The sequence below is a fragment of the Proteus penneri genome (genome assembly GCF_022369495.1).
Taxonomy (GTDB): Bacteria; Pseudomonadota; Gammaproteobacteria; order Enterobacterales; family Enterobacteriaceae; genus Proteus; species Proteus penneri.
Genome location: NZ_CP059690.1, coordinates 1,372,737 through 1,397,127, shown reverse-complemented (window position 1 = coordinate 1,397,127; position 24,391 = coordinate 1,372,737). Strand labels below are relative to the sequence as shown.

General features: G+C 37.4%; 20 protein-coding genes. 9 read left to right on the top strand and 11 right to left on the bottom strand.

Annotated elements, in window-relative coordinates:
- Nucleotides 1-3 precede the first annotated feature (3 nt).
- Genes mdtN through H1225_RS06390 form a run of 3 tightly spaced genes read left to right on the top strand, consistent with a single transcriptional unit; the run spans nt 4 to nt 4,356 of the window.
- A complete protein-coding gene (gene mdtN, locus H1225_RS06400; protein WP_161723814.1) occupies nt 4-1,044 on the top strand; it encodes a multidrug transporter subunit MdtN in 1,041 nt (346 codons plus the stop codon).
- On the top strand, nt 1,034-2,887 hold the full coding sequence (locus H1225_RS06395) for an FUSC family protein (RefSeq protein WP_109848454.1): 1,854 nt from the start codon (nt 1,034-1,036) through the stop codon (nt 2,885-2,887). The genes mdtN and H1225_RS06395 overlap by 11 nt, the downstream gene beginning before the upstream one ends.
- Nucleotides 2,887-4,356, top strand: coding sequence for a TolC family protein (locus H1225_RS06390; protein WP_161671545.1), 1,470 nt, complete (start codon nt 2,887-2,889; stop codon nt 4,354-4,356). Before H1225_RS06395 ends, H1225_RS06390 begins: the two co-directional genes overlap by 1 nt.
- Nucleotides 4,357-4,436: 80 nt before the next feature.
- On the opposite strand, the gene H1225_RS06385 is transcribed toward H1225_RS06390, so the two are convergent.
- Nucleotides 4,437-5,525 carry a linear amide C-N hydrolase gene (locus H1225_RS06385; protein ID WP_161669293.1) on the bottom strand — a complete coding sequence of 363 codons (1,089 nt, stop codon included), beginning with the start codon at nt 5,523-5,525 and terminating at the stop codon, nt 4,437-4,439.
- Between the two features lie 105 nt (nt 5,526-5,630).
- Here H1225_RS06385 and H1225_RS06380 point away from each other — a divergent pair, with 105 nt between their 5' ends.
- From H1225_RS06380 to H1225_RS06365, 4 genes are all read left to right on the top strand, one after another.
- Nucleotides 5,631-6,026 carry a DUF6122 family protein gene (locus H1225_RS06380; protein WP_109848452.1) on the top strand — a complete coding sequence of 132 codons (396 nt, stop codon included), beginning with the start codon at nt 5,631-5,633 and terminating at the stop codon, nt 6,024-6,026.
- 140 nt (nt 6,027-6,166) lie between these two features.
- Entirely contained in the window at nt 6,167-7,519 is a 1,353-nt protein-coding gene (gene yegD / locus H1225_RS06375) for a molecular chaperone (protein WP_161769450.1), read from the top strand.
- 112 nt (nt 7,520-7,631) lie between these two features.
- Complete coding sequence (locus H1225_RS06370; protein ID WP_239739569.1) at nt 7,632-8,657, top strand: threonine aldolase family protein; 1,026 nt, start codon at nt 7,632-7,634, stop codon at nt 8,655-8,657.
- A 164-nt stretch (nt 8,658-8,821) separates the two neighbouring features.
- Nucleotides 8,822-9,085 carry a YjbD family protein gene (locus H1225_RS06365; RefSeq protein WP_072063915.1) on the top strand — a complete coding sequence of 88 codons (264 nt, stop codon included), beginning with the start codon at nt 8,822-8,824 and terminating at the stop codon, nt 9,083-9,085.
- Nucleotides 9,086-9,160: 75 nt separating this feature from the next.
- Here H1225_RS06365 and xylB read toward each other — a convergent pair whose 3' ends face one another.
- The 4 genes from xylB to H1225_RS06345 all read right to left on the bottom strand — a co-directional run bounded on the left by xylB (nt 9,161) and on the right by H1225_RS06345 (nt 14,667).
- Nucleotides 9,161-10,615 (bottom strand): xylulokinase, encoded by a 1,455-nt coding sequence (gene xylB, locus H1225_RS06360; RefSeq protein ID WP_115065341.1) that lies wholly within the window; start codon nt 10,613-10,615, stop codon nt 9,161-9,163.
- Between the two features lie 73 nt (nt 10,616-10,688).
- Nucleotides 10,689-12,005 carry a xylose isomerase gene (gene xylA / locus H1225_RS06355; protein WP_239739560.1) on the bottom strand — a complete coding sequence of 439 codons (1,317 nt, stop codon included), beginning with the start codon at nt 12,003-12,005 and terminating at the stop codon, nt 10,689-10,691.
- A gap of 10 nt (nt 12,006-12,015) precedes the next feature.
- A complete protein-coding gene (gene nhaC / locus H1225_RS06350) occupies nt 12,016-13,491 on the bottom strand; it encodes a Na+/H+ antiporter NhaC (RefSeq protein WP_006536869.1) in 1,476 nt (491 codons plus the stop codon).
- A gap of 6 nt (nt 13,492-13,497) precedes the next feature.
- Nucleotides 13,498-14,667 carry a MalY/PatB family protein gene (locus H1225_RS06345; protein ID WP_161730103.1) on the bottom strand — a complete coding sequence of 390 codons (1,170 nt, stop codon included), beginning with the start codon at nt 14,665-14,667 and terminating at the stop codon, nt 13,498-13,500.
- Nucleotides 14,668-14,855: 188 nt separating this feature from the next.
- Between H1225_RS06345 and H1225_RS06340 the strand changes: the two genes are divergently transcribed.
- Nucleotides 14,856-16,022 (top strand): XylR family transcriptional regulator, encoded by a 1,167-nt coding sequence (locus tag H1225_RS06340; RefSeq protein WP_161727434.1) that lies wholly within the window; start codon nt 14,856-14,858, stop codon nt 16,020-16,022.
- Between the two features lie 40 nt (nt 16,023-16,062).
- Here H1225_RS06340 and H1225_RS06335 read toward each other — a convergent pair whose 3' ends face one another.
- From H1225_RS06335 to H1225_RS06325, 3 genes are all read right to left on the bottom strand, one after another.
- Complete coding sequence (locus H1225_RS06335; protein ID WP_161671549.1) at nt 16,063-16,353, bottom strand: VF530 family protein; 291 nt, start codon at nt 16,351-16,353, stop codon at nt 16,063-16,065.
- A 172-nt stretch (nt 16,354-16,525) separates the two neighbouring features.
- On the bottom strand, nt 16,526-18,124 hold the full coding sequence (locus H1225_RS06330; RefSeq protein WP_109848447.1) for an MFS transporter: 1,599 nt from the start codon (nt 18,122-18,124) through the stop codon (nt 16,526-16,528).
- Nucleotides 18,125-18,186: 62 nt separating this feature from the next.
- Nucleotides 18,187-20,055, bottom strand: coding sequence for an amidohydrolase (locus H1225_RS06325; protein WP_161671550.1), 1,869 nt, complete (start codon nt 20,053-20,055; stop codon nt 18,187-18,189).
- A 701-nt stretch (nt 20,056-20,756) separates the two neighbouring features.
- Between H1225_RS06325 and H1225_RS06320 the strand changes: the two genes are divergently transcribed.
- Nucleotides 20,757-21,878, top strand: coding sequence for a ribosomal protein uL16 3-hydroxylase (locus H1225_RS06320; RefSeq protein ID WP_161671551.1), 1,122 nt, complete (start codon nt 20,757-20,759; stop codon nt 21,876-21,878).
- 162 nt (nt 21,879-22,040) lie between these two features.
- Here H1225_RS06320 and arsC read toward each other — a convergent pair whose 3' ends face one another.
- The 3 genes from arsC to H1225_RS06305 form a co-directional block, all read right to left on the bottom strand.
- Nucleotides 22,041-22,466, bottom strand: coding sequence for a glutaredoxin-dependent arsenate reductase (arsC, locus tag H1225_RS06315; protein ID WP_161671552.1), 426 nt, complete (start codon nt 22,464-22,466; stop codon nt 22,041-22,043).
- Nucleotides 22,467-22,476: 10 nt separating this feature from the next.
- Nucleotides 22,477-23,766 (bottom strand): arsenic transporter, encoded by a 1,290-nt coding sequence (locus H1225_RS06310; protein ID WP_072063905.1) that lies wholly within the window; start codon nt 23,764-23,766, stop codon nt 22,477-22,479.
- 73 nt (nt 23,767-23,839) lie between these two features.
- On the bottom strand, nt 23,840-24,175 hold the full coding sequence (locus H1225_RS06305) for a metalloregulator ArsR/SmtB family transcription factor (protein ID WP_006536906.1): 336 nt from the start codon (nt 24,173-24,175) through the stop codon (nt 23,840-23,842).
- Between the last annotated feature and the right edge of the window lie 216 nt (nt 24,176-24,391).

The following is a 24,391-nucleotide window of genomic DNA, read 5'->3' as shown; positions in this document are numbered from 1 at the left end:
ATTATGGATAAAAAAATCAAAAAAAAATTGGCGCTTATAATCACTGTGATTGTTTTTACGATTACATTCATCTTATTGTGGAAGAATATTCAGTTATCAGCGCTAAATCCACTCAGCGAAGATGCAATAATTGATGCTAACAAAATTAATATATCGTCAACTGTACCCGGACGAATTAGCGCTATTTATGTTAAAGAAAATAGTAAAGTCAATAAAGGGGACTTATTGTTTACTATCGATCCCACCATGTATGCATTAAGGGTTCAGCAAGCGAAAGAACAACTCATGATTGCTGAAGCAACATTAAGTAATAAACAACGCATTATTATTGCAGAAACATCAAATTCAGAAGTTGCAGAAGCGCAAATAAAACGAGCTCAAGTCAATTTATTATTAGCAACTCAATCTCTTAATAGATTAGAGCCGTTATTGGCAAAGGGATTTGTGACGGCACAACAAGTTGATGATGCAAGAACATTAAAACACGATGCAGAAGTCACATTAAAACAGGCACAAAAACAAAATATCGCCTCAGAAGCCTTAATTAATAACACTGATTCAGAAGTAGCATTAGTGAAATCGTTAAAAACCTCTCTGGCAATGGCTGAATGGGAATTAAGTAATACAGAAGTAAAAGCACCAAGTAATGGCTATGTTGCTGGATTAGTATTGTCACCTGGTGAATTTATTCTTTCTGGGCAATCTGTCTTTACCTTAATTAACTCAGACAGTTGGTATGCTTCAGCTTATTTTAAAGAGACAGATTTAAATAATATAAAAATAGGTGACTGCGTGGTTGTCTATTCAATGATTGATAGTAAACATCCTATTAAAGGCAAAGTAGAGGGAGTTAGCTGGGGGATCATGTCAACTGATCTTATTAATATTCCAAGGGACTTACCTTATGTACCTAAATCACTGAATTGGGTTAGAGTTCAACAACGATTTCCTGTTAAAGTTACTATCACCAATCCACCAGAATATCTTATGCGGGTTGGCGCTACAGCAACTGTTAATATAATAGCCAATGACGATGATTGTTAAACCCTCACTAATAGTGAAACAAGTCAAAAAAGACTTGTTACCCTTTGACTTTCGTTTAGCGACGACTTGGCGCATAGCATTGCTTTGCGCCTTAATGGCTGCTATTGCGATGGTATATGAAATTCCCGAATCTGCTATAAGTTGCTATTTGATTATTTATTTAATCAAAGCTGATGCAGTACAAAATATATTATTATCTATTGGTGTTATTATTTTATGTTCCATTGTAGTGTGTGTTATTTTTTTACTTTTTAATCTCACGATACAAAACATTATTTTACGATTCTTTTTTATGGCTTTGTTTTCAGCCATTTTTATGTATTTAGCCTCTGCAAGTAGCCTTGGTGATATTGGTAATTTAGTTGCTTTAGTTATCGCCTTTTTAATGACTTTAATTGATGATATTCCTGTTGGAGATGTGGCAACAAGAGCACTGCTTTATGCGTTACTTATGGCAGTTTCTCCAATGTTATTGGTCATTTTATTTAATTACTTTTTTGGAATTAGTCCTAGAAAATTGCTGTTAAACAAAATCGCCACACGCTTTTCTACTGCAAGTGATTTCTTTTTAGGAAGAAAGGAAAGTCAACTCGATATCAGTGAATTATTAAGTACACAAACAGAGTGTAAACGCTATTTAATGTTTATTAAGATATTTTATTTACGAGGAAGAGAAGATATTCACTGGTTGGAGAATATGGTTGACAACTCTTATCAAATATTGATTATGTCATTAACTTTTGATAAAAAAACGCCAGCTTCTATACGTTTTCTTCTTTCTAAAAAATGTTTATATCTTTTAGACTGTTTCAAGCATCATCAAATAGAAAAAATAAAAGATAAAATACAAACTAAAAATAAAATAAGTAAACTACACTTATTAAATACTTTTGATAAAATTCTATTTACTGAAAGAGAATCTAAACCTGTACAGAAAAAAACACCTTTCTTTGTTAGTGATGCGTTTACAAATCCTAACCATAAGTACTTTGCCATTAAAACCACGATAGCCGCCATTCTATGTTATATTTTTTATGATTATTTTAAATGGCAGGGTATTCATACTGCAATGATCACTTGTTATGTTGTGGCATTAACATCTGTTGGCGAAACGGTTCATAAATTAACATTACGGATCACGGGTTGTCTAATTGGAGCGCTAATTGGCATAATTTCACTGCTCTATATTATTCCTAATTTATCTGATATTTTTGAATTGATGGTATTGATCTTTTTCTGCCTATTGCCCGCAGCTTGGGTTGCTGTAGGTAATGAGCGTATCTCTTATGCTGGTGTACAAGTCGGGTTAGCATTTTTATTGACAACATTACATGGATTTAAACCTAGCTTTGATATGAATGTAGTGTCTGATCGTATTCTAGGAATTTTGTTAGGTAATATTGTCATGTACATCATTTTTACAAAAGTGTGGCCAACAAGTATTATTAATACAATATATAAACAAATTAGTTCTATTCTAGATAATTATACTGAATTAAGCTATTCAACAAATAAAAATGACATGTTGGATTTAGTTTCATCCGTGAATGAAGCTATTACACAATCAAAAGACAACATAGACTTACTTATCTTCGAAAAAGAAGATAGAGAAAGAAATAAGAATATAATGTTTTTTTTCAAGGAATCATTAAATAAAATTTCTTATATTAGCTATCACAATTATGCTCATAAATTTATTTTTGAAGATAAGCTCTCTTATTCAGATATCAATAAAGAGCCAAAAGATGTATTTAAAAAAAACATTCTTAACAATGAAATAAAAACATTACCAACAAATGAAAGAGAGCTTGTATTTAAACATTTAATAAGAGAAAAATCATAATGGTAAATTTAATCATTAATAATAAGAAAAACATTCTGCCATCTCTGTTAAGCCTATTACTTGTTGGTTGTATTGACACAAGCAGTTCATTTAAACAATATTCTCAACAACCTATTAATTATGATAATACCAAATATATTGCCTCACCCTCTGAGCAATATTTATCGTCAACTCAAGAGAAAACGATTAAATCTAGTTATTCGTTAGCCGATCTTATCGATTTAGGACAACAAAATAATCCAGATACACGTATTGCATGGGAGTTAGCAAAAAAATCAGCGACTGATATTGGTATGGTAGAGAGTACATATTTGCCAATTATCACAGCAACAGCACTCGCAGGGTATCAACACGGGAAAATTGATTTACCTAAAAATCCTATTGTTGATGATATAAAAACATCTAGTAGCGCTTTTATTCCAGCACTCACATTTAGATGGCTTATTTTTGATTTTGGTAAAAGAGGGGCATTAGTTGATGCTGCCAAGCATGCTTCTTTAGCGACAAACCTTAATTTTAATCTGATGCATCAGAAAATTATTCATGATGTCTCTGTTGCATATTTTAGTTATGGTGCGGCACGAAAAAAGGTGAATATCACCCAAAAAGCCCTTCAGAGAAGTAAAGACATTTTATATGCTGTTGAACAAAAACGAATCAAGGGATTAGCAACAGTATTAGATGTAGCATTGGCTAAACAACAAGTGGCACAAGTTGAATTACAAAACGTGTTAGCCAAAGGTCATGAAAAAGATCAATATCAAATCTTATTGTCAGCTATTGGCGTTTCACCTTTTGAAAAAATAACCATTAATTATGCCGATGATAATTTTCTTCCAGATGATATTTCACCATTAACTCATGATGTGATAAAAAAAGCACTTGCACAACGTCCGGATGTTTTAGCGCAATATGAATTACAACAAGCCGCAATCAAGGCTGCTAATTCCGTCGAATCTGACTATTTTCCTAAAGTATATCTTGCTGGTGCACTTGCTGGAGGAACAGGTAGCTTTGATGTTCAGGGGCTTCCTGATATTAGCCAAAGAACATCATCTTCTAATATTCTGATTGGGGTAAGTATTCCATTATATGAAGGCGGAATGCGTCAATCAAGAATGGTAAATGCACAGTCAGAAATTAGGCTAGCACAAGAAAATTTACGCAAAAGCCAAGATATGGCGATAAAAGAGATTTCAATTAGTGAAAATGCTCTGAAATCAGCGCTTGAGGCAAATAAAGCATCTAAAAACTTAGTAGAGACAACACAGTTAACCTATACCGCTAGTGTGGAATTTTATCATAATGGGTTAGGAACAGTAACCGATATTAATACCGCAGAGATTGCATTATTAAATGCACAAATGTCTCAGATTGATTCCTATACAGGCTCACAGATCGCGGCTGTTGATTTAGCATTTGCATTAGGCGAAATAGATAAAGCATTGCCTAATTCGACATTACATTAAACTATTTGTTTTATATATTGATATTTTAGTAGAGGCGGCGTTAATAATAAGCCGCCAGCCTCTAACGCAACGATGAAAGATTATTTATTCAAGTTAATCTGTTCAAAAACAGGTTTATTCATATCTTTAAACTGTGAAAGAGAATATTCGGTATAGTTCATATCGTTATAGCCTCTTATTTTCATTACACCATTCGTTAAATCAGATAACGTTGTCCAAACAGTGTATTCCGTTTGCAGTTGATTACTGGTGCTTTGACTTTCTCCCATGATATCAGCCGTGATATTTTTTGTTCTATCAAAGCGATTCATAATGTGCGCTAGGGTATTCATCGCTTCAGGTGTCGATTCGGCTGTTGGTGCGTAGGTTGAAAAATAAACCGCGCGAATAAAACGGCCAACAGACGTATCTGATGAAGGTAATTGAGATGTTGCAATGCCGCTATCAGGCTGTACAACATTGATATTTGCTAATTTTCCTGAAGATTTATCGATATTAGTTAATTGACTATAGTTGTTAAGGTTTGTTAAATGCCAAGGAAAATCTGGACCATTTGTCATTACACGGGTTGGGTTTTGATAAACGTGTAATTTACCGTTTGTGGCTTCAACGACAATACTGCCACCTTTTTTATCATAGAAAGCATAGTGAAAAGGCGATTTTAGATTACCAAAGTTTTTTAACACGGGAGCCCAAAAATAACCTGACTCAACCGCTTTTTGTACTTCTTCAACCGTAGAGAAATTAGCTAATGCCCATTCACCTAACGAAGTAACGGGAATGGCTTTATCATAATCATTTTTATCAAGTGGTGATAATTCAGCTTCTGTTATCATGTTCGCGCTAAATGATAACCCCGCACTATTTAAACCTTGTAATAAGTTATGATCATCACCATCAAAAAAAATATCTGTTGTAACGGCTAATATGTCATATTTATTGCTATAACTTAGGCCATTTTCACCATTAGGCGTTTTTTTTGTAAATTGTGTATTTTTAGGATAATAAGTGATCCATGAAGGTAAATCAGCCGTTAGTTCAAGAGTTCTACCTTGATAAACGTTATTATTTTTATCAAGTATAGCCAAACTAGAGCAGGCTTCACTAGCCATAGAAATAGAGAGTAATGAGGATAATAGAGCAACCAATATTTTATTGCGTTTCATTATGAATTCCTAAATTAAAAAAACTCCTTTAAATTTAGTTCAAATAAAAAAGACAACAACTATTTGGTATATTAAGTGACAAGTATTTTTAGAAATATCGGAGATTTTGTGATATTTGAAATCAGCAGAACAATTTTACATTACGGGTTACATTTTTTAGTGCCTATTTTATTGGGGTATCTTTTCTGGCGTAAAAATTGGAAGTTTGCCTCACTGCTTATGATAGGAACAATGGCGATTGATATTGACCATTTGTTAGCAACACCTATTTTTGATCCCAATCGTTGTAGCATTGGCTTTCATCCATTACACACTGTTTGGGCCGCTTTGGTTTATTTGGGTGTATGGTTTTTACCCTCATGGAAATTAAAAGCCATTGCTGTAGGGTGTTTATTTCATTTATTTACCGACTCGGTTGACTGCTATTTAGGTGGGTTAAAACCCAACCTAACAATAATGAGTTGTGATAAAAATTACTTTTTATCTGATCTAAATGATAAATAGGGATTACTAACGCACATTGAACGAAAATTATTACAACACTTATTTTCTCTCTTTTAAGCCCCATAATCTGATGGTAATTGCAAAAAGCTTGATGTAGAGTGCTCAGTCTTTTTTTAATGAAAGTCTATTGGGGAGGCTAAATGTTTATTGGCTTTGACTACGGAACATCAAATTGTTCTGTTGCAATTATGAAAGAGGGAAAACCCACTCTTTTGCCTTTAGAAGGTAATGATGTCTATATTCCATCGACCCTTTGTGCGCCAACCCGTGAATCTGTTTCTGAGCACTTATTTCGCCATTTAAATATTAAACCTTCCAGTGAAATTGGCGAACAATTACTAAGAAAGTCGATTGCGTTTAATCAAGAAGAAGATATTGAATTAGTACCCGAAGATATTCTTTTCGGACAATCCGCACTAAGTTTATATCTACGTGATCCGCGCGATGTCTATTACGTTAAATCGCCTAAATCCTTTTTAGGTGCTTCAGGCCTACACGATATACAAATTAGCTTCTTTGAAGATTTAGTTTGTGCCATGATGGCAAATATTAAGTACCAAGCAGAAAAAAGTACACAAGAAGCGATCACAGACACTGTTATTGGCAAACCAATTAACTTTAATGGGTTAGGTGGTGAATCTTCAAATAAACAAGCAGAAAGTATTCTTATCCGCGCAGCTAAAAGAGCTGGGTTTAAGAATATTATGTTTGAATTTGAACCTGTTGCTGCTGGGCTTGAATATGAATCGACGTTGACTAAAGACCAAACTGTATTAGTCGTTGATATTGGTGGTGGTACAACTGATTGCTCATTAATTCAAATGGGGCCGAGTTATCAAGGAAAAACTGACCGTTCAAATACCTTACTTGCCCATAGTGGACAGCGTGTTGGTGGTAATGATCTTGATATTTATCTTGCTTTTAAACAGCTTATGCCTTTATTCGGTATGACAGGATTAACTTCTTCTGGCATTAAATTACCGCTGAAACAGTTCTGGGATCCTATTGCGATTAATAATGTCGAAGCGCAAAAAGATTTTTATTCTCGTCAAAATTTGGCTGCATTAAATCAACTTAGACGAGATGCAAAAGAACCAGAGAAAATAGCTCGTCTAATCGAAGTGTATAATGAAACACTGGGTTACAGCATTGTTCGACGTGCTGAAGAGGCTAAAATTGCCTTATCAGATTCTCCTGAATATATTGCTAATATCGCCTTATTAAATGAAACATTAGAATGTACCATTGAGCGTGAACAAATGGTGGAATCGATTGAATCCCCTAAAAGTAAAATGATTGAATTAGTTAATGACGCTGTTCGACAAGGGGGAATAAAACCTGACGCTATCTTTATGACTGGTGGCTCAGCGCGTTCACCGATTTTATGCCAAGCAATAGAACAACAATTACCTAATATTCCTATTGTGAAAGGAAATGACTTCGGTTCGGTTACCGCAGGTTTAGCGCGTTGGGGCGAGGTCTGCTTTAAATAACTTACTTTTTCAAGATATTAAAGCGCTTTACATTTAATCGATGTATTGATTAGATGTAGAGCGTTTTTCTTTATAAAACACGATAAAAACACAACATTCGACAGGAGAACACATGTACCGCTTCCAAAATGATTATAATGAAATTGCACATCCTGCGGTCATGAAGGCAATCACGGATACAGTGGGGCAACGCTATGATGGATATGGCATGGATACGCTTTGTCATCAAGCTGCTCAATTAATAAAACAGCGTATTCAACAGCCTGATGCGGATATTCACTTTTTTAATGGTGGTACCATCACTAATTTAACCGCGATTTCTCATTTTTTACGTCCACACCAAGCAGTTATTTCTGTGAGTACAGGACATATTGCTACACATGAAACCGGCGCTATTGAAGCTACAGGGCATAAAGTTATCACCACATTTTCTGCTGATGGCAAATTAACTCCCGCATTGTTAAAACCTATTCTGGCTGAGCATAATGATGAACATTGGGTGCAACCTAAGCTTGTTTATATAACCAATGCCACAGAAATTGGTACGGTTTATCGCAAAGCGGAGTTACAAGCGCTACGTAACTTCTGTAACGAGCATAATTTATGGCTATATCTTGATGGTGCGCGTTTAGCCGCAGGATTAATGTCCGCACAAAGTGATCTGACTATTGAAGATATCGCCAGTTTAACCGATGCTTTTTATATTGGTGGTACAAAAATTGGTGCAATGTCAGCTGAAACCTTAGTGATTTGTCATCCTGCATTGAAAACTGATTTCCGTTTTAGCTTGAAACAAAAGGGTGGATTACAAGCAAAAGGCTGGTTATTAGGCGCGCAATTTGAAGCTTTATTTAAAGATGATCTCTATTTTAAATTAGGTAAACACCTTAATGAAATGGCATCACAATTAACTGAATTCTTTACTGCACAAGGTTTTGAATTTTTAGCACCGCCAGAATCTAACCAAGTTTTTGTTATTTTGCCAAATACACTTGCGGAAAAATTAACTCAACAATTTGTTTTCCACCGTATTTTACTTGATGATCCTAATTTAAGTTGTTTACGTCTTTGTACTTCGTGGGCAACAACACAGCAAGACATTGATGGATTTAAAGCCGCATTTCTTCAATTAGTTTAATTTATTATTTAAAGTTATTGTTTATGCATTACGCACATATTCAGGCGTAATGCATCTTTAATGTAATAAGAAATTAATTACCCAAATTTAAAATATAATGATGGAGAGGTGTCTTAATAATGCTATATTAATAGCTCCTCACTCAACATAAGTAGGGTAATAGAATGAAGAAACTGACACTCCAAGAAATGACAGATGCCCAACAAATGCGAGTAAGAACCCGAATAGGTCAAGAGAAAAAGAAATTAGGCCGTGAGTTAACTAACGCCGAAATGAATAAAGTCAAAGACTCCATTATTACCGAAATCTCCCTCGAAGTTGAAAAAGCCACCAAAAAAGCACAAGCCCTCAAGAAGAAGCAAAAACTAGCCCCTAGTGATGAAACCTACAGTTGGTCAGCTAAAAACCATACTCGGGGATATCGTTAATTATTGATAAAATGGCGCTAACTTTATAAATAAAAATTAGCGCTATTAATTTACCCTGATATTGACGCAATATTGTTATATTTCCATCGTCTCTATTAATGAATATAACTTTTTAAAAGCATGATATTTTTTTTCGTATGTTTTATGTTTTTCTAAATTTGGCGTATGGCGTTGTTCAAGCTTAGGTTGAGAAAGAATAACGTGTGATGAATAAGCTGGATTTACGGCTAATTGTGCGAGTCTTGCAGCACCAAGAGCGGGACCAACATCACCACCTTGACGATAATCGAGATTTTTTCCAGTAATATCTGCAAGAAGTTGTCGCCAATATTCACTTCGGGCACCACCGCCAATTAACGTAATATTATCAGCTAATTGTCCAGCATTATCAGCAACTTCAATCCCTTGTCGTAATGCAAAACTCACACCTTCAAGAACAGCTTGGCATAAGTCAGCTCTTTGATGTTCATGGGTTAATCCCCAAAAGATACCTTTCGCATTAGGGTTATTATAAGGTGTCCGTTCACCAGAAAGATAAGGTAAAAACAGCAGGGGATTCTGAGCAAAAGTAGCGTGTTTAATTTCTTCAAACATCGCACTCACACTCTCAATTCCTGTCAATTGACACACCCAATCAAGACATGATGCTGCACTTAACATCACTGACATTAAATGCCAAGTATTGGGTAATGCGTGACAAAAACTGTGTACTGCGTTATCACTATTTTGGAGAAATTTTTCGCTAACAACAAAATAAACGCCTGAAGTACCCAAAGAGAGCATTGCCTGACCAGGTTGATAAACACCAACACCAATTGCCCCCGCCGCATTATCTCCAGCACCAGCAATAATAGGTACTTGCTTCATTTGCCATTTTTCAGCAATATCAGCCAATAGATAGCCCGTTATTTGATTACCTTCAAACAATGTTGGCATCTGCCGACGTGTTAATCCTGTCGCATTTAAAAGTTCATCACTCCAATCTCGCTTTTGCATATCTAACCAAAGCGTACCGGCTGAATCTGACATATCACTAGCAAAATTACCGCTCATCTTCCAACGTAAAAAATCTTTAGGTAATAAAACATGTGCAATACGTTGAAAGATTTCAGGTTCATGTTCAGCAACCCATTGTAGTTTTGGGGCTGTAAAGCCGGGCATAACTAAGTTACCAGTGATTTTTTTAAACTGAGGATATTGCGCCTCAAGCGTCTGACACTGTTTAAAACTACGCCCATCGTTCCATAGGATGGCGGGACGTAGCACCGCTTGTTGTGCATCAAGTAAAACGGCGCCATGCATTTGTCCGCTTAATCCAATCGCTTCGATTTTATCCATCGGATAACTGCGCCCAAGCTGAAGAATGGCTTCTTCCGTTGCTTGCCACCATTGCAGTGGATCTTGTTCTGACCATTGAGGGTGAGGGCGTGATATTGCTAAAGAAACAGAATGACTGGCAACAACTTTGCCTTGCTCATTCATGATGATCGCTTTAACGCTTGAAGTGCCTAGATCTAGCCCTAAATACATGAAATTACCTCATGACCTGTATCTAATTAATAAACACAGCGGAAAAACCCGCTGTGTTATTACGTTTATACCATTAACCAAAAATATAGCGATTCACTAAACTTTCTAGCATTTCTTGGCGCCCACTTTGTAACTGTGGCGCTAATGTATTGCTTTGTGCGTATTTCGCCACATCTTCAAGGCTTAATTTGCCTTGTAAGATATTTTGACCAAACTCCGCACTCCAACCTGAATAACGTTGTGCCGTAAATTTATCAAGGCCGCCATCTTGGATCATTTTTGCCGCAATGCGTAATGCCATTGCCATTGTGTCCATTCCTGAAATATGCCCGTAGAATAGGTCATATTTATCATTGCTTTGGCGACGAACTTTAGCATCAAAGTTTAATCCACCTGTAGTAAAGCCACCTGATTTAAGAATTTCATACATGACTAGTGCATTTTCTTCTACGCTATTTGGGAATTGGTCTGTATCCCAACCTAATTGAGGATCACCACGGTTAGCATCAACAGAGCCTAAAATGCCTAACGCAATCGCAGTTGCAATCTCATGGTGGAAACTATGTCCTGCTAATGTCGCGTGGTTTGCTTCAATGTTTACTTTCACTTCTTTTTCAAGGCCAAACTGCTTTAAGAAGCCATAAACGGTTGCAGTATCATAATCATACTGATGTTTTGTTGGCTCTTGAGGTTTGGGTTCAATCAATAATGTGCCTTGGAAACCAATTTTATGCTTGTGCTCGACCACCATCTGCATAAAGCGGCCAATTTGCTCCCTTTCTTGGCGTAAATCAGTATTTAGTAGGGTTTCATAACCTTCACGCCCGCCCCATAATACATAGTTTTCACCCCCCAGTGCTTTTGTCGCTTTCATCGCTTCACACACTTGTGTTGCGGCCCATGCAAAAACATCAGGATCAGGATTTGTTGCCGCGCCCGCGCCATAACGAGGATTAGTGAAGCAATTTGCCGTTCCCCATAATAGCTTAACGTTAGTCTCTTCTTGTTTTTCCGCTAATACGTCGGTGATCGCCGCCATGTTAGAAATATATTCATTGATGCTATTCTCTTCGGAAATCACATCCACATCATGAAAACAATAGAAAGGAACATTTAGCTTATGAAAGAATTCAAAGGCCACATCAGCTTTACGCTTAGCTTGCTCTAAAGCTTCACCTGGTGTTTGCCAAGGTCTATCAAAAGTACCGATACCGAACATATCAGAACCATTCCAGCAGAAGTTATGCCAATAACAAGCTGCGAATCTTAAGTGATCTTCCATTCGTTTACCCAAAATAATCTCATCAGGGTTATAGTAACGAAACGCTAATGGATTATCGCTTGTTGTGCCTTCATATTGAATTTTTTCAATTTTATCAAAGTAAGACATGGAACCGTCCTTATTTAGTATCAAGTTGTAATTCTGAATGTGATCCAAGTTCAGCAGTCATTTCTTCCTGCTCTTCTGGTGTTAATTTGGCAATGCCAAAGCCCGTAAAACCCCACAGCATGGCAAAGAAGATGCCACTCCAGCACAATACAGCCCAAGGTAAGTAACTTAAGGTTGCAACACCTAATGTACCCGCCATATAAGCGCCGGCAGCGGTCCACGGTAAAATAGGTTCAAAGATAGTGGCGGAGTCTTCTACAGTACGTGCCAGATTTTTAGGATGTAAGCCTCGTTCAATATAGGCACCACGTAACATTTCTATAGGAATAAGGATTGAGATTTGTCCATTACAGGTCACGCCAATCATAGTTAGTCCACAAACAATTGTGGCTAAGATCATCGAACCTGTTGAGTGCACCATTTTTAACAATGCATGAACAATCACTTCTAATGCGCCACTTAACGATAAAGTACCAGCAAAAGAGAGGGCGCAGAAACAGATAAGCAGAGTGCTCATCATGGAATTCATGCCACCACGATTTAGTAAATTACCTAACAATTCAGGAACTTCTTTACCTTGGATCATCGAGACATTGAAACCATCAACCGCACTTTTTACTATGTCATGTAAACCAAAGCCTTGAATAAGATAAGCGTTAAACATCGCAATTGCGGCAGAGGCTAGCATCACAGGGATAGTGGGCTTTTTCGTTACTGAACCATATAGAATTACCAATACAGGAATAAGAAGAATAAGATTGAAGTTATAAACATTCTCAAGACCATTGGTAATTAATGTCACTTTTTCTGGCACACCTTGACCCGCTAAATCGCCATTCATGCCATAAACAGTCATCACAATCGCCGTTAAAATTAGCGAAGGCAATGTGGTATAAAGTAAATGCCAAATATGTTGATAAAGGTCGATCCTTGCTGCCATTGCGGCAAGGTTGGTATCACCTGATAATGGTGAGAGCTTGTCACCAAAATAAGCCCCTGCAACCACAGCACCGGCTGTTGCCGCAAGGTTTGCTTCCATGCCCACTGCAACGCCCATAAATGCAACACCAATGGTTCCAGCAGAACCCCATGATGTTCCCGTACAGACCGATACCAATGACGTGACCAATAATGCTGTGACATATAGCATTTCAGGGCTAATCATTTTCAAGCCGTAATAGATCATCAGTGGAATGGTGCCACCAATCATCCATGTGCCTATTAACAAGCCCACACTGATTAAAATCAGCAATGCAGGCATAGTTTTAGCAATCTTTTGTGAGATAGCGGTTAAGATCTCGTCATAGCGATATCCCAACCGTTTTACTAACAGTGCAGCCACAACAGTCGAAAGCACCATTAATGGTTCTGGTGGTAAATCAAAAGCGGCGTAGCCTCCTCCTAATAACACCACCATAGTGAGAATAGGAAAGAGTGATTCAAGAAGCGTAGGCGTTCTTGGGCTGTTTATCGTTTGCGTTTTCATTATAATTTATTCCAAACTGGCGTGAGGTAAGGTACGAATAAGCCGAGTGAAAACGGTTTCTAATATTGAACGAGGTGTCGCGATATTAATGCGGAAAAAACCATCCCCAACCGCACCAAAACCACGCCCCCAACTCATTTCCACTTCGGCTAATGAAACAAACCAATGTTTTAGTTGTTTTTCGGTTAACTGCATTTTTTGGTAATTAACCCATAGCATGTAGGTGCCATGACTTTGTGTGACAACCCAATCGGGAAAATAACGTTCACATTGTTCTTTTACCCAACGTCGGTTATCAGCAAGGTACGTTTTTAATTCACCAACCCATTGTTGGCCTTGTAAAGTGTAAGCTTGTAAAAAAGCGGGAACTGAAAAATAACCAGGATTATGAATACCTGCAGCAATTAAGCATTGCTTGAATTTTTCACGATATTCAGGGTTAGCAATCACAATATTCGCTATCTCAAGTCCTGCTAAATTGAAAGTTTTAGCTGGAGATGTACAAATAAAAGAGTGCTGTTCTACATAGGTGTTTAAGGATGAAATAGGGTGATAGAGAGCATCATCAAAAACAAAATCTGCGTGTACATCATCAGAAATAATAAAAACGTGATATTTTTGTGCAAGCTTCGCTATTTTTATTAAATCAGTTTGTTGCCATACCGTACCTGTTGGATTGTGTGGTGAGAGCAACATAAAACAGACCGATTGTTTAAACTTATTTTCTAGATCGTCAAAATCAATTTCATAGTAACCGTCACGATAAATTAACGGGCTTTCTAATAACTCGCGGTTATTTACACAAACAGCATTACTAATAGGATGATAAGCTGGAGATAGCGTTGTGATTTTATCGCCTATTTGTGTGAAATTCTGGATATAAAGTGAAACCGCTTGTATAACACGAGGACAAAATACAATCGTCTCAGGAGCAACTATCCATTGATATTGGCTTTTAAACCAATTAGCAGCAACGTTATTCCAATCATGGCTAAGATCGGTATAACCATAAATTCCCTTGTGATTAAATTCAGCAAGTTTGTTTGTAATAAAATCAGGCGCAGCAATTTCCATATCCGCAACAGATAATGGAATAACATTAGCGTTACTATTACACCATTTTGCACTATAGGTATTTTGCCTAGAAATTAATTTATTAAAGTTATTCTGATACATGAAAAATCTCCTCGGCAATCGTGTTTAAAAACAAAATACTCGTTGTTCTTAACATTGGTTATTCCTATTTTTTACTTTGCTATTACGAAATTTGGCTTGTGTGATAGTAATCACATAGCGATGAAAGCAAGTTCTAGCAAAATTAAAGCTGTGGTTTAATGCGTAGCTGGATAATCAGGTAGAGTAAAATGAAAAAAGATAAATACTTTCGTATTGTGCTGTTATTCAACGCTAATAAAGTCTATGACCGACAAGTAGTTGAGGGTGTTGGAGAATATCTTCAGGCATCGCAGTGCCATTGGGATGTATTTATTGAAGAAGATTTTCGTACTCGAGTGGATAATATTAATCACTGGGTTTGTGACGGTATTATTGCAGATTTTGATGATCCGATTATTGCGAAACATTTAAGCCAATCATCGTTAGCGGTAATTGGTGTAGGTGGCTCTTATCATCAAGAAAAAAGTTACCCGCCTGTACCTTATATCGCCACTGATAATTATGAATTAGTTCAACAAGCCTTTTTACATTTAAAACAGAAAGGGCTGAAACACTTTGCTTTTTATGGCCTACCAGCAAAAGATCATCCTCATTGGTCTAATGAACGTGAGTACGCTTTTCGCCAATTAGTCACCAGTGAAAAATATCCAGGCATTGTTTATAACGGCATGGATATAACGCAAAAAAATTGGCAACACGCGCAAAATCGTTTATCTGATTGGATACAAACGTTACCGCCACAAACTGGCATTATTGCGGTAACAGATGCACGAGCGCGTCATTTACTGCAAGTCTGCGATAATTTAAATATAAATGTACCTGAAGAGATCAGTATTATTGGTATTGATGATGAAGATATGACCCGTTATTTATCTCGTATTGCATTATCTTCTGTTGTGCAAGGTTCACGACAAATGGGATATTTAGCTGCAAAGCTATTACATCAAACCCTAGAAGGGCATGTAACAGATAAACAGCAAAGAGTATTAGTTCCTCCCGTTAAAATTGTTGAACGGCGCTCAACTGACTTTCACTCATTTAACGATCCCACTGTTGTTCAAGCTATGCATTATATTTATTACAATGCCTGTAAAGGGATAAAAACAGAACAAGTTTTAGATGCAGTTAATATGTCGCGTTCTAATTTAGAGCAACGGTTTAAAAAAGAAATTGGCAAGACAATTCATACTGTTATTTATGAAGAGAAACTCAAACGCGCTCAAAATTTATTAGCCACAACAACACTCGCAATCCAAGAAATTTCAGTGATGTGTGGCTATCCGTCATTACAATACTTTTATTCTATCTTTAAAAAAGAATTTGGCATGACGCCGAAGGAGTTTAGAGATGAGTGAGAGTAATATTTTCGGTACTATTTTATCGATGCTAGATATTTTACTTTCGACGGCTATTCGCCCACGGATCACAATCTGGATGATCGAAAACTTCAATCACATCATCAATATCAGCTTCAAGAGAATCAAGATAAAGCGCTTCTACTTCAGCCCGTGCCCACGGAGTTCTACGCAAAAATTTTAAGCTCGATTTCACGCTAGGATCACTTCTAAAGCAGTTAATTTTGATAAGCTGTCCTAATTTAGCCCAACCATATTTTGCCACTAGCGCATTTACTTGCATTTCAAGAGTAACGCCGTGTAGCGGATCTTTAGAACGATGTCCTGTCATGATTTTCTCAAATACGTTTTAATTGTTTCAAAGGTAAGAAGCGGTGCAGAGTACAAGAAAGCCATAGTAGTATCAATAAAAGGTATCGAATAAAATAAATATGGCATGTATTCTAAAGCCAAGCCATTAAATTAATCTATTTAATAAGCTTTAATGACTTGGTTACTACTTATTACTTCTTACGCGAAAAAGCAGAAAAAGAGTGAGTCACTTTTTTAGTACTGATTATTTTATCTAATTGTTGTTGCAGCTGTTTATCATCGATTGTCGCGCGATCATGTTGACGAAGATGCTCAGCCCAAGAAGCCACCATAAAAGTTTCCATATACGTTCGAACGTTATTTTCTGTAATCGCATCAGATAAAACAAATAGTCCCCATGAATAACCGCCATCTCTTAAACGAACCGTTTTTAATCGATTCATTAAACTTAGGAATTGCTCATGGTGATTGACTCCAATTTGATAATTCACGGTAATTAACACAGGGCCTTTATCTGTTGTAATATCAATCAGTCCATCATCCAAAATAAAGTGTTCTGAGTGCTGTAAGTTGATGTTATCATGTTCCAATTTGACGCGAAAAACACATAACCAAACTAAAATAATCCCAACGGTTGCACACAGCAAAGCCACCGTCACTGACGTATGTGAAGCAACTTGTCCCCAGATAAGGGAACCTAACGCCATTGAGCCAGAAAATACGGTTAAATAGAGCGCAAGACCTCTCGCACGAACCCAATTAGGCAATGCTGTTTGTGCTGAGACCATTAATGTGGAAAGGGTGATTATCCAGCTAAATCCAGCAAGCATACTAGCAAAAATAGCTAAATATTTTGAAGTCGCACTGGCGAAAATAAATAACACTAATGCAGTCACCACAGTGCCAACAGCGATTAGTGTGCTGGTACTCCATTTTTCACGCAATGTTGATAAGCTAAATGCACCAGCCACTGCACCAATACCAATGCTGGTGGTAAGTAACCCATATAATGTTGCATCACCATGTAGTGAGACCCGAGCGACTAGCGGTAACATTGCCCAATAAGCGCTTGCAAAAATAAAAAAGCTGGCTGCTCTTATAATCGTTTTTATTAATGCAGGGCTATAACGTGCATAGCGTAAACCGGAGATCATTGCAGCCACAACAGATTCAGCAGGGAGTTTTTCCTCTTCTTTTTTCTCACCATCCCACCACCAGACAGCCAGAATAATGGCGATAAAGCTTAAAGCATTAAGTAAAAATGGAAGATAAAGACCGACTTGGGAAATCAAAATACCTGCAAGTGCTGGGCCTATTGCGCGACTGATATTAATACCCATACTGTTTAAGGCAATACCTGATTTTAATTCATTGGGTTCGATAATACTTGGTACTATCGCTTGCCATGCAGGACCTAAAAATGCTGCGCCAGAGCCCAGAACAAAAGTAATTAATAATAACCAGCCAATGCTGATAACATCGAAATACACTAAAACAGCCAATAATGAAGCCGCACAGAGCATTAACATATTCACAAAAATAAGCAGCTTTCGTTTATCGAAAATATCAGCAATAGCTCCTGCTGGAAGTGCCAATAAGAAAACAGGTAATGTTGTCATGGCTTGAATAGCGGCAATCATTACGGGATCAGGGCTTAGGTTTGTCATCAACCAACCGGCACCCACATCATTCATCCAAGTACCAATATTAGAAAATAGCGTTGCCATCCATAATACGAAAAAAATACGATTACGTAAGGGCGACCATGCAGAGGTGCGTTGCGTTGTCATCGTCTTATCTCTTTTGTTTGAGATGGTTGGCAAGCAATGACCAACCATCGTTATCATAAAAATTAGAATGCAAAGCAAGAACAGCCTAAAGCACCCCAAAATGCATTATCATCTGAAACAGGAATGGATGATTGGCGAGCAATATCATGTTGATGCCCATGAACATGGCAGGCACCACAGCATTGATGTAGCTGATTTAATACCGCTGTTTTTGTCTCTTGTCGCAAATAAGAATAGTGACCAGGTACTTTGATCACCGGTGACCAATCAGGTAATACAGGAATAGAAGGCGGTGTTAATGATGAAAAATCACCATTTGCATACACTATCTTGCCATCTACGACGGTTAAAAGTGATTCAATCGCTTTGATTTCATTTTCCGGTACTCGAAAATAATCAGCAGAAAGGGCGATAAAGTCGGCAAATTGACCTACTTTAATTTGACCTTTTTTACCTTGTTCATTGGAGAACCATGAACTTCCCATCGTCCATAACATAAGCGCTGTATCTCTGTCTAAACGATTATCGCCGTCATACATTTGCATCCCCCCTACAGTACGCCCTGACACTAACCAATAAAGCGCTGTCCACGGATTGTAACTAGCAACACGAGTTGCATCTGTACCTAATCCAACAGGAACTTGTGCATTTAACATTTTGGCGACAGGGGGTGTTTGTTTCAGTGCTTTTGTACCATAACGTTGTGCAAAATATTCACCTTGGAATGCCATACGATGTTGAATTGCTAATCCACCGCCAAGCGCTTTAACGCGTTCAATATTTTTCTCACTGATGGTTTCAGCATGATCGAAAAACCAATGCAAGCCATCGAAAGGAATGTCTTTATTTACTTTTTCAAAAACATCTAACATGCGACTAATGGATTCGTTATAAGTGGCATGTAAACGAAATGGCCAGCGATGTTCGACTAAATGACGAATCACTTTCTCTAATTCTGCTTCCATGTTTTCAGGAAGATCAGGCCTTGGCTGTAAGAAGTCTTCAAAATCTGCCGCAGAAAAAACCAACATTTCACCAGCACCGTTATGACGATAAAAATCACTGCCATCACCGGGTGATACCATTGATGTCCATTGTTGGAAATCTTCAAACTCTTGCTTTGGTCTTTGAGTAAATAAATTATATGCAATACGAATCGTTAATTGATTATTCTTAGCAAGCTCATCAACAACTTGATAATCTTCAGGGTAATTTTGAAAACCACCCCCCGCATCAATAGCGCTCGTTACACCAAGACGATTCAATTCTCTCATAAATTGACGGGTTGAATTCACTTGATATTCAAGAGGTAATTTAGGGCCTTTTGCTAATGCAGAATAGAGCAACATCGCGTTAGGTTTTGCTATCAATAATCCGGTAGCATTGCCATGTTCATCACGCTGAATTTCACCACCTGGTGGATTGGGTGTCTCTTTGGTATAACCAATCGCACGCAATGCTGCTTTGTTTAGCAATGCGCTATCATAGAGGTGTAATACAAAAACAGGCGTATCAGGAGAAACCGCATTAATTTCGTCTAGCGTTGGCATGCGACGCTCTGCGAATTGAAACTCGCTCCAACCACCAACAACACGTACCCATTGCGGTGACGGTGTCACTTGGGCTTGAGCCTTTAACATATCAAGGGCAATAGAAAGAGAAGGGACGCCTTCCCACCGTAATTCTAGGTTGTAGTTTAATCCACCGCGGATCAAATGAAGATGAGAGTCATTAAGCCCAGGAATAATAACGTGTTTTTTTAGATCGATGATTTTTGTTTCTGCATTTTGAAATTGCATCACTTCATCATTTGAGCCAATAAAAAGAAATTTACCTTGATAGACAGCGATCGCTTGAGCGAGAGGATTTTCTCTATCAAGAGTATGGACCTCGCCATTGATAAATATTTCGGTCGCGAAAGTTTTATTCATGATTATTGATTTCCTATTTAAAAGGAATTAACCCTTTATTAAGTAAAAGGTGTGATCGTACCGAGCTGTATTAGCAATACAGCTAACTATTTATTTTTAAAAATAAATTAAAGATAAGAAGGCAGTTTTTTATATTTATTCCAGCAGGTTTATTAAATTGTAGCTTAAGTTTATTTCATTACCATTTAAAACATTTGCTTTAAGAGAACAAAAAAAATGAACAAGATAAAAATGAGCTAATCTATTGATATTTAATTGAATAATAAGTTTTTCACCTGAGCATGGTTTTAGCACAGTATCGAAGATAAGAAGTGACTATCAATAAGTAAGAAAGAATATAAAGCCGTTGGTTCAATACTTTAATATAAAAAATAATCAGTATTAATAGGGCTTAATTAATAGGGCTCAAAGATGATGATACACAGACCTAGAATAAAGTTACATGCTTCATTTAACATAATATACATTATGCGAACCTTGGTATCTAAATACGGATAGGCATTGAAATCTCTATTTTTGGCTAATTGATTATGTTGGTTCTTTTTAAACATAACTTTTGATATCGTCACTTTCTATATCAAATTCCCATCGTTGATACTATTCCTATTAGTGTTATTAACTGCCATTTGATGCCAAACAAAAATATCACTTTGTATTACTTCTATAATGACCAGCCTATTCATTGATACAGACGTGATCACATGGTTAACAAACTGAATCTTAATTGGCCTGAATTTTTAGAGAAATACTGGCAAAAGAAACCTGTTGTACTGAAAAATGCATTTCCTAATTTTGTCGATCCAATCACTCCAGATGAACTGGCAGGTCTGGCAATGGAACCGGAAATCGACAGCCGCCTTGTCAGTTTCACTGGCAACAAATGGCAGGCAAGTCACGGTCCGTTTGAAGACTTCAGCGAATTAGGCGAAGAAGGCTGGTCACTACTGGTACAAGCAGTTAACCATTGGCATATGCCAGCAGCTGAACTAGTAAAACCATTTCGAGTGCTACCTGAATGGCGTCTTGATGATCTGATGATTTCCTATTCAGTGCCCGGAGGTGGTGTCGGACCTCATATTGATAACTATGATGTTTTTATCATTCAAGGAATGGGACGCCGTCGTTGGCGCGTAGGTGACGCCCTGCCAATGCGTCAGTTCTGCCCGCATCCTGCATTACTGCATGTTGATCCATTTGAGCCAATTATTGATGTAGAAATGGCACCGGGAGATATTCTGTATATTCCACCAGGATTCCCTCACGATGGCTTTACTTTCGAAGATACCATGAACTATTCTGTCGGCTTTCGTGGACCCAATGGTCGTGATTTGCTAAGTAGCTTTGCAGATTATGCACTGGAACAGGATCTGGGCGGAATAAATTATGGCGATCCTGATCTGACAGTACGCGATAACGCAGGAAGAATGGAGTCTTATGAAGTTGAACGCCTGCGCGCTATGATGATTGAAATGATCAACAAGCCTGATGATTTTGAACAGTGGTTAGGCCGTTTTACAACCACACCACGCCACGAACTCGATATTGCCCCTGCAGAACCACCATATCAGCCAGACGAAGTACTAAGTGCGTTAAATGCGGGTGAAAAACTGAACCGACTAAGCGGACTGCGCGTCCTACGTATCGAGAATGATTTCTTTGTGAATACAGAAGCTTGGGCTACCAAGGAAATGAAAGGAGCAGATGCATTATGCCAGTTTACGGAAGTTGGCACAGATGAACTCGGTGAAGCATTGAAAAATCCGGCCTTTGTTGCGGAATTAACCGAATTTATCAATCAAGGATATTGGTACTTCGAAGAATAAATAATAATTGCTGGATATGATAAAGCACCTGCTTACGGGTGCTTTATTTTTTCGTTTCCGCCCTTTCTTTCTCAAGCCCTGTGGTGTTGGCTGATTAATTACAACAAGAAAACCCCGCCTTAACGAGGCTTCTATTATCCTAAAAATAGTTAATAAACTCTTTTATAGCAGCCTATTCCCTTTTTCATCGATAACATTTTGTCCATCTTCTTTTGAAAAGGCACCTTTCTGTGCTTTTGGAAGAATATCTAAGACGACTTCTGAAGGCCTGCATAACTGAGTTCCTAAAGGTGTCACAACAATAGGTCTATTGATTAATATTGGATATTTCAACATATAATCAATAAGTTGCTCATCAGTAACATTAACATGATCAAGTTCTAATTTATCATAAGGTTCAACATTCTTTCGTAATAGTGCTTTCACCGAAATTCCCATATCAGCAATCAATTCCTCTAAAACATACTTAGAGGGTGGCGTCTCAAGATAATGGATAATTTCAGGCTCTATACCACTGTTTCGTATCATTTCAAGCGTGTTTCGTGATGTGCCACAATTAGGATTGTGATAAATTACAATGCGATTCATTTTTTCACCACTAATTCATTAATGTAAGTCTAAGTGCTAATGCAATCAGAGTTACTGTAAGCACAGGGATGGTCATAATAATGCCCGTTTTAAAATAATATCCCCATGTAATGGTCATGTTTTTTTGCGACAAAACATGTAACCACAATAATGTCGCTAAACTTCCTATTGGTGTAATTTTAGGACCTAAATCTGCACCTATGACATTGGCATAAATCATTGCATCTTTAATTAAACCGGAGGCATTACTGCCTTCAATTGATAAGGCTCCAACAAGCACTGTCGGCATATTGTTCATTATTGATGATAAAAATGCGGTGATATATCCCGTTCCTAGTGTTGCAATCCATACGCCTTTACTTGATAGAAAATCGAGAATTTCTGATAGATATTGAGTCAAGCCTGCATTACGTAATCCATAAACAACAAGGTACATGCCAAGGGAGAAAACCACAATTTGCCAAGGTGCTCCTCGTAAAACTTTTCGAGTATTAATCGTCTTTCCTTGTGCCGCAATAAACCACAAAATTACAGCACCAATAGCAGCAATAGCACTAATTGGAATACCCAAAGGTTCCAGTATGAAAAATCCAAGTAATAAAAGAAGCAATACCAACCAACCTGCTTTAAATGTTTTCACATCTTTAATCACTGTCGCTGGTATCGCTAATTTAGATGTGTCATATTGCTGAGGAATATCTTTGCGGAAAAACCAATGCAACATAATTAATGTCGCGATTATCGCCGCAATATCAACGGGAACCATCACGGAGGCATATTCCGTAAATCCAATATCAAAAAAATCAGCAGAAACAATATTGACTAAATTTGAAACAATTAAAGGCAAGCTTGCTGTATCTGCAATAAATCCTGCCGCCATAACAAAAGCTAATGTTGTTCCTTTACTAAACCCGAGTGCTAATAACATTGCAATCACAATGGGCGTTAAAATCAGTGCAGCGCCATCATTGGCAAAAAGTGCCGCAACAGATGCGCCTAATAAGATAATATAGCTAAATAAAAGACGACCTTTACCACCGCCCCATTTTGCAACATGAAGTGCAGCCCATTCAAAGAAACCACTTTCATCAAGGATCAGGCTAATGATAATAACAGCAACAAATGTGGCGGTTGCGTTCCAGACAATATTCCAAACCACTGGAATATCTTGGAGATTAATGACACCGAGTAATAATGCGATTAACGCACCAATTGTTGCACTCCAACCAATCCCCAATCCTTTGGGCTGCCAAATAACAAAAGTAATTGTTAGAACAAATATTAATACTGCAATAAGCATAAAAACCTCTTTCAGAAGACTCTTCCTCTAACTTTTCACATCTGCTTTTTCATATATATTAAGTTAAAAAATTTTATTCAGGGCAACAACTCACAGCCCCCTTCTTTTCAATAGATTGAAGTAAATCTGCTATTTTATTTTTCTCAGTCTCATAGGTGACTTCAATGATATTTTTCACCCACGGCAACAATGTAGGAGACAAACGATAATGAACCCATTTCCCGTGTTTAGAATCAAGTAATAGTCCACTTTCTCGCAACATAGCTAGATGGCGAGAAGTTTTCGGTTGGGATAAATTTAGCGCTGTATAAATGTCACAAACACACAATTCGCCAGATGCTTTAAGTAGCAACACAATATCTAGCCTTGTTTGATCACTTAATACCTTAAATAATTGCAACGGTTCCATATTTGCTCCTTTCTTTAAGAAATTCTAACGTACTCCCAGAATATAAATCTGTCAAACCATATATATTAGAATGGTTATTTTCTTAACCTCACATCATCAAATAAGCATATCCCGTTGACTTATATCAAATGAACCAACGTTAAATGAATCGATTCATCTCATTGGTGAGCGACTTCCTTGACTTAATAATCAACGAGGTGAGAATGCACTAATACT